10 protein-coding genes are annotated in these 11,407 nt (G+C 50.6%); 2 read left to right on the top strand and 8 right to left on the bottom strand.

All coding sequences use genetic code 11. The features are described 5' to 3' along the window. Positions 1 to 2: 2 nt before the first annotated feature. From KTO58_RS05295 to KTO58_RS05275, 5 genes are all read right to left on the bottom strand, one after another. A complete protein-coding gene (locus KTO58_RS05295; RefSeq protein WP_095840388.1) occupies positions 3 to 725 on the bottom strand; it encodes an ABC transporter ATP-binding protein in 723 nt (240 codons plus the stop codon). A gap of 24 nt (positions 726 to 749) precedes the next feature. Further along, positions 750 to 1,670, bottom strand: coding sequence for an ABC transporter ATP-binding protein (locus KTO58_RS05290; RefSeq protein WP_095840389.1), 921 nt, complete (start codon positions 1,668 to 1,670; stop codon positions 750 to 752). Between the two features lie 3 nt (positions 1,671 to 1,673). Continuing rightward, positions 1,674 to 2,597, bottom strand: coding sequence for an HlyD family secretion protein (locus KTO58_RS05285; RefSeq protein ID WP_095840390.1), 924 nt, complete (start codon positions 2,595 to 2,597; stop codon positions 1,674 to 1,676). Between the two features lie 9 nt (positions 2,598 to 2,606). Then, a complete protein-coding gene (locus tag KTO58_RS05280; protein ID WP_095840391.1) occupies positions 2,607 to 3,881 on the bottom strand; it encodes a TolC family protein in 1,275 nt (424 codons plus the stop codon). Between the two features lie 306 nt (positions 3,882 to 4,187). After that, positions 4,188 to 4,799, bottom strand: coding sequence for a TetR/AcrR family transcriptional regulator (locus KTO58_RS05275; RefSeq protein WP_095840392.1), 612 nt, complete (start codon positions 4,797 to 4,799; stop codon positions 4,188 to 4,190). A 240-nt stretch (positions 4,800 to 5,039) separates the two neighbouring features. Here KTO58_RS05275 and KTO58_RS05270 point away from each other — a divergent pair, with 240 nt between their 5' ends. Both KTO58_RS05270 and KTO58_RS05265 read left to right on the top strand, forming a co-directional pair. Further along, positions 5,040 to 7,424 (top strand): ABC transporter permease, encoded by a 2,385-nt coding sequence (locus tag KTO58_RS05270; RefSeq protein ID WP_095840393.1) that lies wholly within the window; start codon positions 5,040 to 5,042, stop codon positions 7,422 to 7,424. Positions 7,425 to 7,838: 414 nt separating this feature from the next. Continuing rightward, positions 7,839 to 8,831 carry a c-type cytochrome gene (locus tag KTO58_RS05265; RefSeq protein ID WP_095840394.1) on the top strand — a complete coding sequence of 331 codons (993 nt, stop codon included), beginning with the start codon at positions 7,839 to 7,841 and terminating at the stop codon, positions 8,829 to 8,831. Between the two features lie 86 nt (positions 8,832 to 8,917). Here KTO58_RS05265 and KTO58_RS05260 read toward each other — a convergent pair whose 3' ends face one another. From KTO58_RS05260 to KTO58_RS05250, 3 genes are all read right to left on the bottom strand, one after another. After that, the gene (locus KTO58_RS05260; RefSeq protein ID WP_095840395.1) at positions 8,918 to 9,685 is read right to left on the bottom strand and encodes a glucose 1-dehydrogenase; all 768 of its coding nucleotides are present in this window, start codon (positions 9,683 to 9,685) and stop codon (positions 8,918 to 8,920) included. Between the two features lie 134 nt (positions 9,686 to 9,819). Next, on the bottom strand, positions 9,820 to 10,089 hold the full coding sequence (locus KTO58_RS05255) for an ArsR/SmtB family transcription factor (RefSeq protein ID WP_095840396.1): 270 nt from the start codon (positions 10,087 to 10,089) through the stop codon (positions 9,820 to 9,822). Between the two features lie 74 nt (positions 10,090 to 10,163). Next, the gene (locus KTO58_RS05250) at positions 10,164 to 11,357 is read right to left on the bottom strand and encodes a potassium/proton antiporter (RefSeq protein WP_095840397.1); all 1,194 of its coding nucleotides are present in this window, start codon (positions 11,355 to 11,357) and stop codon (positions 10,164 to 10,166) included. Between the last annotated feature and the right edge of the window lie 50 nt (positions 11,358 to 11,407).

Raw genomic sequence — 11,407 nt, 5'->3', positions numbered from 1 at the left:
GCCTATTTTCCCCTCGCCAGTTGCAGGAACACCTCATTCATACTGTCTGCCTGGTAATGTTCTTTCAGCCGCCGCGGGGTGTCCAGCGCCTGTATGCGGCCGTCTACCATGATAGAGACCCGGTCGCAATATTCCGCTTCATCCATATAATGGGTCGTTACAAATACCGTCACGCCCTGATGCGCCGCCTCATAGATCAGGTCCCAGAACTGCCGCCGGGTAATAGGATCTACCCCTCCCGTAGGCTCATCCAGGAATACAATGGATGGATCATGCAGTATCGCGATGGAAAATGATAACTTCTGCTTCCAGCCCAATGGCAACGCACTCACCAGCTGATCAGCCTCTTTTTCCAGCTGCAGCTTGCCCAGCAAAGAAGCCGTCTTTTCCCGGATGGCGGTATTACGGAGCCCGTAAATACCACCATAGAAACGGATGTTCTCCTTCACCGTCAGGTCCTCGTACAGCGAGAACTTCTGACTCATGTAGCCAATGTTCCGTTTGATCCGCTCCGTCTGCGTATACACATCATATCCCGCTACCTTCGCCTCCCCGGAAGAAGGACGCAGCAGACCGCACAACATACGCATCGCGGTCGTTTTGCCGGCGCCATTAGCTCCCAGGAACCCGAATATCTCCCCCTGCTCCACCTCGAACGTGATAGCATTCGTCGCAATAAAATCGCCGAACTTACGGGTGAGCGCTTTTGTCTCTATTACCTTCATACACCTGTTGTTGTCGCCACTGCCTTATCCTACAGTCGCCTCCATGAGTGATATAAAACAATCTTCTATACCGGCACTGATCGCCGAGAGCACCAGGCCTTCATGATGCCGCCCATGCAGGTACTGCCGTAAAGGAGGCAGGTCCTGCTCACCGCCCTGCAAAGTCACATGCAGGTACTCCCCGAAAGCATAACAGCTGGCCGTCTGGTCAAACTGCCGGATATCCTGTATCAGCTGATACATATTGTCCGCACGCACCGCCCAGATCGGTTTGTCAAACTGCCGGATAATATTTTCCGGGGTATCAATACCCAGCAATACGCCTTTCTGCATCAAGGCAATCCGGTCACACAGCACCGCCTCATCCATATAGGGAGTAGACACCAGCATGGGGATACCTTTCTCTTTCAGCCGCTGCAACATTTCCCAGAACTCTTTACGCGATACCGGGTCTACACCTGTCGTAGGCTCATCCAGGAATAATACCGCAGGTTTATGTATCAGCGCACAACACAAAGCCAGCTTCTGTTTCATACCACCGGACAATTTCCCCGCAGGCCGGTCCTTAAAGGGCGCGATCTGCTCATAAATGTCACGTACCAGCGCATAGTTCTCCGCTATGGAGGTGTTGAAGATAGCGGCAAAGAACTGCAGGTTTTCTTCTACCGTCAGATCCTGGTACAACGAGAAACGACCGGGCATATACCCCACCTGCCGCCGGATCGCCTTATAATCCTTCACCACCTCATATCCCGCTACCTGGGCCTTTCCTTCATCGGCTATTAATAGGGTGGTGAGAATACGGAACAGCGTAGATTTACCAGCCCCGTCAGGGCCTATCAATCCGAACAGTTCACCGCTGCCCACCTCGAAAGAAATATCATGCAGCGCCTTCACCGCTCCGAAAGTTTTATGTATGCCTTGCACTATGATCGGTGATGCCATAAGCTACTTTTTTTGCAGTATCACTTCGCCGGGCATACCTAGTTTCAGGCTGCCGTCGTTTTTTACTTTTACCTTCATCGCATATACCAGGTTGGTACGCTCCTCTTTCGTCTGTATCACCTTCGGGGTAAACTCCGCTTCCGCAGATATCCAGGTAACCGTACCGGGCCACTCCTTGTATTTACCTTCCGGCAGATCGGTCCGTACCGTCACCGTTTGCCCGATCTTCACACTGCCCAACTGCTCTTCTCCTATGTAGGCCCGCAGCAATAGCGACGACAAGTCGGCAATCTTGTACAGCGCCTTCCCGTAACTCACGATCTCCCCCTGCTCCGCATACCGGGTCAGTACCGTACCATTCACCGGATTCACCACCCGCGACTGTTGCAGCTGATCATCCAGCTGGGCGATCTGCGCCTGCAAAGGATGTGTCTCCGCACTCAATCCCATCAGCTGTGTACGCAGCTGAGACTGCAAAGAGGCATACTGTTTCTCCAGCAATACGATCTGCGCGTTGATATCATCCAGCTGTTTGGTCGTCGCCGCACTCAGCTTCACCAGGTTGCTGATACGCTGCTGCTCCCGCCGCTGCGTCACAATCTGCTCCCGGATCACCTGCAGCTGTGGCTCCGCATCCGGACGTTTACTGAGTACTGCCTGTATGTTAGCACGCAACTGTTCCTTTTTCAGCGACAGCTGTGTAGCATCAATCCGACCTACCTCTTCGCCGGCAGCCAGCTGCTTGCCTTCCTCTACAGCAAACTGCTTCAGCTTGCCCGTGCCCTCCGCTCCTACGATCACCTCCACTGCTTCGAAGTTGCCATAGGCGTCTGCGTGAGCGCCGTTATTATTACAGGCACTGAATAATAGACCTATCAATAGGCCCGTTGCCGTTAGTATTACCGGCTTGTGCTTGTTAGTATACATTGTCATACATTAATTGCCTTTGGTAAGTTGATAGTTGATATGTGCCAGCGCCAGCTGTATCTCGTGTGTACGCTGTGTGATGCCCGCCTGTATCTCCGCATTCAGGTCGGTGAGATAGTCATGTACGGTGATCACGCCGTTGTCCAGCTGCGCCGCTGCCGCCATTTTCACCCGGCTGCGCAGGGCAATGATGTCTTTGTCCATCACCAGCGTCTCCTGCAACTGTCCGATCTCAGCCGCCTGCTGCGTCAGCTGCAGGCGGGTGTTCAGCGTAAAAGTCTCTTCCTGGTGCCAAATGTTCTGTTGCTGTAAACGTAATATCTGCCGCTCCGTCCGGTCATAATGCCAGTTCCACAACGTCCAGTTCAACCGGACACCGCCCATATAATACCCGCGGAACTGGTTCTCCAGCATATTCAATCCCGGCCGTCCATAACCTCCTTGTACAAATGCGCTGATACGGGGCCGCTGCTTGTTCGTACTCAGTTGCAGCTGCCGGTCCAGTATCCCCGCCCGCAGCTGGTACAGTTGCAGCTCAGGCCGTTGGATCACTTCCATACCCTTTTTCTCCAGTGTGGACACTGACGCCGGCATCACCAGTTTCACCGCTCCCGCCAACGCTTGGTCCGTCAGCAACCCCATAATGTCCAGCGCCGCCTGCCGGGAAGCCCGGGCACTGATCTCCTGCTGCCGGGCCTTCAGCTGCTCCGCCTTCAACAGGTCTACATTGGAAGGCAACACCGTACCGTTCTGCACCCCTGCCTCCAGCTTTTCAATCCGCTGCCGGATATCTTCCTGTGCCGACAACGCCGTACTGATATAAGCCTCCGCCAGCAATGCATTGAAATACGATTGCGTTACCTGCTGCTTTACCTTGTACAACTCCACTTCCACTTGCTGCTGCTCCGCTTGCTGCTGTACCGTCTGCAATGCCCGCTGATCACGGGCCATCCCGCCGTCGTACAACAATTGCCGGATGTCGATCGTCGCCTTATACTGGTCCTTGGCAATAGCCGGAATGTTGATACCGGGTACCTGGATAGGCACCTGTGTCACCTCCGACTGGTAAGTAGCCTGCCCGTTCAACTCCGCCTGCGGACGATAGGCACTGTTAGTATGCTGTAACTGTAGCCGCAATATCTGCTCCCAGACCTGCTTTTGCGGCAACAACGGATAATGCTCACGCGCCCGCTGCTGCACCTCCGCCAGCGACAAAACCGCGCTGTCCTGCCCATGCACCTGCCAGGCCAGCAATAACAGGTAAAGCCAAATGAAATTTTTCATCTTAACTATATGATTTAACTATTTGGTTAATTCCGGGACTAAAAAAAAGGAACACAACCGTTCCTGCTGCCTTCCTAGCACCTCTTCCGCCACCTCTTCTATAGCTCTCCTGTAGTTATCCTATACCATTCGTATAGTCATTGTATAGGCAACGCATATAGTTGCATATACAATCACTATACAATGCTTATACAACCTATATGCAACAAGTATACAACCACATGATTATCAATATGCCAAAACATATTAGCATCACAAAAAACTGTATATCAATTACTTATAACCTACTTGCATGCCTTCACCCGGTCAGGGCCTCAACCCGGCCAGGATAAAATCCACCACTTCCCGCTTCCGCTCCTCCATCAGCCGGTCAAACTGCTGATCGCTTAACCCCGCCACCAACTGCGCCATCGGCCTTGCCATAAAGGGAAATATACACATCGATATAATACTCAGCATCAGCTGTATCGGGTTGACAGAACGGATCTCGCCGGCTTCACTGGCCCGTTGCACCGTCTGCAGGAAACGCGCCACATTAGGGAAATTACGGCGCTGCTGCAATTGTTGCAGAAACTCCATCGGCTGCTGATGCAACTCATTCATCACAAATACCGGCAAATAAGGATTCTCACCGATCTGCTGTATGTAGTTCTCCACCAATGCACTGATCATCTCCCTAAAAGACAAGGGCCCTTCCAGGATCACATTCATCCGCCCGATCATCTTGTCCAACGCCTCCCGGAACACCAGCTCAAACAACGCATCCTTACTACGGTAATAATAATGCAGCATCGCCTTGTTAATCCCTGCCTCATCCGCTATATCCTGCATACGCGCTCCCGCTAATCCCTTCCTGGTAAATATCTTCCGGGCCGCCTCAATGATCTGCTCCTCCGTACTGTTCTTCGCTGTCTTCATTTTAACTATATGATTTAACCACCTGGTTAATACAAATGTACTATTCTTTTCAAAACGGACAAATTTTTTCCGCACAGCGTACTTATCCTGTACGAAACCGAACGTAGGTTATACCAAAAGCGGACATTATAAGCAAAACAATATGTATATTTAACTAACAATCAATACCATTTTCCATGGCACCGTATTAGTACACAGGCGAACACAGTTTATTATCAACCACTTTTGCAATAAGTAGCTATGATACGCAACTATCTAAAGATCGCCTTCCGGAACCTCACCAAATACAAGGTGTTTTCCACGATCAACATCACCGGCCTCTCCGTCGGCATGGCCGTTACCTTGTTGATCGGTCTCTGGGTATGGGATGAGATCACCTTCAACAAGAGCTTCGAAAATCACGACCGCATCGCCCAGGTAATGCAACACCAGACATTCAGCGGTAACGTATACACGTACCCGGCTATCCCCGTTCCGCTACGGGATGAGCTGAAGAATAACTACGGTAACCACTTCAAACATGTCGTACTTACCACCTGGAATAATCCTATCGCCGTTAAATATGGCGATAAAGTAGTCACCTTCGGTGGCCTCTACATGGATCCCGATGGCGCAGATATGCTTTCCCTGCCCATGTTGAAAGGGAAACGGGCCGCCCTCGAAGATCCGCATACCATATTGATCGATGAAACAGTTGCCAAAGCCATCTTCGGTGACGAAGATCCCATCGATAAGATCGTTCGCTTCGAAAACAGAGCCGACGTAAAGATCGGTGGCGTATATAAAAAGATACCGGACAATAGCTCCTTCGCCGCCACCCAGATGATAGCCAGCTGGAAACTCGTTGAACTGATCTCCGAAGATGTAAGAGCGAGTAAAACCCAATGGGGTAACAACTCCTTCCAGCTCTTTGTACAAGTGGCCGATAACGCCGATATGACCAAAGTATCCGCGCTGATAAGAGAAGCTAAACTGAAAAGAGTAGATGCGGGTATTAAAGCCTTCCATCCCCTCCTGATGCTGCACCCCATGGATCGCTGGCATCTCTATGGAGAATTTAAAAATGCCGTTAATACCGGTGGCTGGGTCACCTATGTACGACTGTTTGGTATCATCGGCGTCTTCGTATTACTGCTGGCTTGCATCAACTTCATGAACCTCAGCACCGCACGCTCCGAAAAACGCGCCCGGGAAGTAGGCATCCGCAAAGCAATCGGCTCCCAACACAACCAGCTGATCATGCAGTTCTTCTCCGAATCCGTTTTCATCTCCGTGATCGCCCTGCTGCTGGCACAAATACTGGTACAACTGTCCCTGCCCACATTTAACGAGATCGCTGGCAAAAAACTGGTCGTCCCCTGGAGCAATCCCATATACTGGGGCATCTGCCTGGGCTTCACCTTGCTGACTGGCCTGATCGCCGGTAGCTACCCTGCTTTTTATTTGTCCTCCTTCCGCCCCGTTAAAGTCCTGAAAGGTACCTTCCGTGCCGGACGTTTCGCCGCCATTCCCCGGAAAACATTGGTAGTAGCACAATTTGCTATCTCTGTCATCCTGATCATCGGCACCATCATCGTATTCCGGCAGATACAATACGCCCAGAACCGTCCTACCAATTACAACCGCGACGGACTTGTCAGTATCCCACTGTATACAGAAGAACTGAATGATCATTTCGATGCATTACGCAACGAGCTCACACAGGCGGGTGTTATCAAAGAACTCGCTACCTCCGGCAGCCCCATTACGGAGATATACAGCAATTCCAGCGACCTGCAATGGAAAGGCAAACCCCCGGGCATGAACGACGACTTCGCCAACGTAGGCGTATCCTACGAATTCGGCAAGACAATGGACTGGAAGATCAAAGAAGGCAGGGATTTCTCCAGGGCCTATGGTACCGACTCTCTGGCAATGATCATCAACGAAACCGCCGCCAGGTACATGAACCTGTCCAACCCCGTAGGAGAGATCGTTCGCTGGAATGAACGCAATTACCATATCATCGGTGTTATACACGATATGCTGATGCAATCGCCCTACGAACCAGTAAAACAAACCATCTTCTACATGCGTGCCAGAAGCGCCAACTTCCTCAACCTACGCCTGGCACCGGGTGTCGACAAACAAGCCGCGCTCGAAAAACTGAAAACAGCCTGTAAAAGATATGCACCGGATATGCCTTACTCCCCCATGTTCATAGACCAGGAGTATGCACGCAAGTTCGATGGTGAGAAAAAAGTAGGCAAATTAGCCGCTATCTCCTCCCTGCTGGCTATCTTCATCAGCTGCCTGGGATTGTTCGGTATGGCCAGCTTCATGGCAGAACAACGCATCAAGGAGATCGGCGTCCGTAAAGTATTAGGCGCCTCCGTATTCAGCCTCTGGCGACTGCTGTCAAAAGAATTCGTACTGCTGACCATCATTGCCCTGTTCATCGCACTGCCCGTCTCCTGGTATCTCATGCACGAATGGCTCCAGCATTACTATTACCAGACCGCTATCAGCTGGTGGATATTCGCTGCCACCGCCTTCGGCGCTTTGATGCTCACCCTACTCACCGTCAGCTATCAATCCATCAGCGCCGCCCTCCACAACCCGGTCAAAAGCCTTCGCTCCGAATAAACACATCTACGTATAGTGCTATGCGTGAAAGTACTGGATCAGCCGCCCGCTGGTCCAGTACTTTTACGCATTCTTGTAATTTAACTCCCTACTTGTCAATTCCCCATGTATATTTGCGACGGACACGAGTACACTAACACCATTTATACCATATGCCTTACTTAGCCGGTTATTTCCAAATCACGGTCATTACTAGATGAACTACGTCTTATTCTCAGCCTCTTGCGCTAGCCAACTTATTTATAGTCATGTGAGATAGCCTATGCCTTTAGCTGATTAATAAGTTTAATCCCTCATCCTCCTCTCATTACGAACCATTTTCACATCCGGGACATCACTGTCCTGCGGCATCGTTTGCCCCGGAGATACCATATCCATGCAGCATATGCATACCATAAATTTTAACCAACAAAAATGTCAACAACGAAGAAAGTTCTGCAAGTCACAGGCTCCGCCATCCTGGTTTTACTACTCCTCGTCACAAGCTCACTGGCTTATATCAAATGGCTGCTCCCCGATGTAGGCCCCGCCCCCAGGCTCCGAATACACATCACACCAGAAAGAGTAAAAAGAGGACAATACCTCGCAAATCACGTCACCGCCTGTATGGACTGCCACTCCACCCGCGACTTCAGCCGCTTCTCCGCCCCTCCCGTACCGGGCACCGAAGGCAGCGGCGGACAAGGATTCGGCAGAGAAGAAGGATTCCCCGGACAGTTCTTCGCACGCAATATCACCCCTTACGCACTGGGCACCTGGACTGATGGAGAGATATTCCGCGCCATCACCACAGGCGTCAGCCGCGATGGTACCGCCCTATTCCCCCTCATGCCTTATAAAGAGTATGGTAAAATGGACAAAGAAGATATCTACGCAATCATCGCCTACCTCCGCACACTGAAACCTATCAAAACATACATCCCCCGCTCCAGAACAGATTTTCCTACCAATGTACTCATCAACCTCCTCCCCGAAAAAAACCAGCCGGCAACAAAACCAGACACCTGCGATCAGCTGAACTATGGCCGCTATCTCACCAATGCTGCAGGCTGCACCTTCTGCCATACCCGCCAGGAAAAAGGATATGTCACCGGCGAAGCACTGGCAGGTGGCTTCCAATTCTCCGTACCTTCCGGCACCCTCCGCTCCTCCAATATCACCCCCGACGACGAAACAGGCATCGGCCGCTGGAGCGAAGCCATATTTGTACAACGGTTTAAAATGTACCAGCCCGGCAAATTAGAATACATCCGGCAGGGAGACTACAATACCATCATGCCCTGGTCCAGCTACAGCCAGATGGATAGCGCAGATCTCAAAGCCATCTACACCTATCTCAGCAGCCTCAAACCAGTCAAAAAAAGTATCTCCCGCTTCAGTACCGTATCCATCCCTCCTGGTGAGTAAAAAAAGAACGGGGAGCCTGCCGGCACGATCTGCGTGCGACAGCCTCCCCTGATCCTTACCCTGCAACAGGATGGATATATGTTGGTTTATGACTGATGTAAAATCGGATGCGTAATGATACCACCATCAATATTGTAATCCCCTCCGGTGATAAATCGCGCATCGTCCGATGCCAGGAACGATACCAGCTTAGCCACTTCCTCTGACTCACCCATACGCCCCAACGGTACCTGCTCCCTGAGCGTACGTTGGAAAGCGTCTACTTCGTCAGGTGTCAGCCCCGCTTTATGCAGTATAGGTGTAACAATAGGTCCAGGGTTGATCGCATTCACCCGGATACCACGTCCCGCCAACTCCCTCGATAATGTACGTGACAGGGAATTCAACGCTGCCTTACTCGCAGAATATACGCTGGCGCCCGGCATAGAACTGATCGCATTGACGCTCGACAGAAAGATGATCGTGCCATCATCCCGCAACAACGGCAGCAGCTTCTGTGTCGTAAAATAAGCCCCCTTGAAGTTCACATCCATGATACCGTCAAAGTGCGCTTCATCCGCCTCCGAAAAAGGAATGAAGGAACCTACCCCTGCATTGATAAACAGATTATCCACCTTGCCATGCTCCTTCGATACAAAGGCAGCGAGCTTGTCCGCATCAGCCAGGCTAGCCTGGTCTGCTACCAACCCCTTTGCATCCGCACCCAATGCAGCCAATGCTTTATCTACGCCTTCCTGGCTCCTGCCGGTGATCACTACTTTCGCACCTTGTGCGATAAACTCCTGCGCGGTGGCAAATCCAATGCCGGTAGTACCGCCGGTGATCACAGCTATTTTATTAATCAACTTACTCATTTTATTGTTGTTTTTATTTCTATAAATTTAAATACTTGGATATATTTGAGTATAGGTAAGCAACAGCATAATGCATCTAGCAACTACTTTACTTCTATTAATTTAAATAATTCGATATATTAGGGCAAAAAAAATCAACTCAGCTCCAGGAAGAACATAGACAGCTGCTTCATCATTTCCTTATTGATAGAAAGCTCTACATTACGACCAGATTTGTTTGATATTAACACGCCGCTATCCACCAATATCTTAACATGGTGCGAATTGGCCGGCTGAGAGAGCTTCGTTAACGTGCAGACATCTCCACATTGCATCATCCCCTTACAGGCGATGTGCATGACGATAGCCAGGCGGTGTTTATCTGCTATCGCATTAGTGGCTTTTGCTACTGTTAATGCATCCATGACACAAAGGTACATCTTAAATCAATACATCCAAATATTTCAATGTATTTTTTTGAGGCACTGCCATTATCCCGTTATCCTTCAGCTTCCTTTACCTTCAACCAACCAGCCACCTGCCCTACCGTATTACCTTGTAATAATATAGAGGTCAGCACGATCACAAAGGAGATATTGAACAGCTGTACCGACTGCTGCACCTGGTGCACTACCGGTATCAGGGCAAACACAATAGGCGTCGCTCCCCGCAATCCCACCCAGGAAAGAAATACTTTCTCCCGTAGTTTATATTGCGCCGCCGGCAGCAACCCGATCATGACCCCCAACGGACGCGCCACGAACATCAGCATGCCGGAAATGATCAGGCCATCCCATATGGCAAACTTCAGGTCCTGCAGATAAAGCTGGAACCCCAGCACCAGGAACAGGATCGTTTCCATCAGCCAGTTAAAGCTGGTGAAAAAATTCTCACTTTCCTCCCGGTTCAGATCAGGCGTGTTACCGATCACGATACCGGCTATATACATGGCCAGCAGCGCACTGCCACCGGCTATCACATTCAGGGCATACAACAGCAGCACCAATCCAATATATACCACCGCACTCTCCCCTCTCTTCAGCTGTGCCCGCAACATCATCCAGGTGGCGCCCCTTCCTGCCAGGTAACCCGTAAAAGCACCGATACTCATATTCACCAGGAAGTTCCATAACATTTCCTTCCAGGATTGTTCAGGCATCGTCAGCATCGTCGTCAGCGAGAAGGTCAGGAAATAAGCCATGGGATCATTCGTACCGGATTCAAATTCCAACGTGTCACTCAATCCATTCTTCAGCTTCAGGCCGGTACTCTCCAGGATAGAAAATACCGCTGCCGCATCTGTAGAAGATACGATCGCCCCCATCAGCACCGACAATAACCAGGGCCATCCCAGCAGGAAATGTATGCCGGTACCTAAAGTGAGGGCTGTCAACAAGGTGCCTCCCACAGACATCAGCAATCCGGGCAGCAGTATACGACGGCTCCTGGACCAGTGCGTACCCAGCCCACCGGAAAAAAGGATAAAACAAAGCGCGATCTCACTGATACGCAGGGTCACGCCGGGATTATTATAGTCGAAATCATATTTGCCGCCGTTACCAAACAGCAGGCCGATACAAAGGGTGATCAATAAAGAAGAAAAACCAAAGCGGGAAAAGAACCGTCCGGACATAATGCTGATGATCAGCAGCCCGGCTACAAACAACAAAATATACTCAAACTGATGGACCATATTTCCCAATATACAATTTAACCTGACATTCCGGGAAGCGCTGGTCAAAA

It is taken from the genome of Chitinophaga pendula (genome assembly GCF_020386615.1).
Taxonomy (GTDB): domain Bacteria; phylum Bacteroidota; class Bacteroidia; order Chitinophagales; family Chitinophagaceae; genus Chitinophaga; species Chitinophaga pendula.
This window is presented reverse-complemented; position numbering and strand designations above follow the sequence as displayed.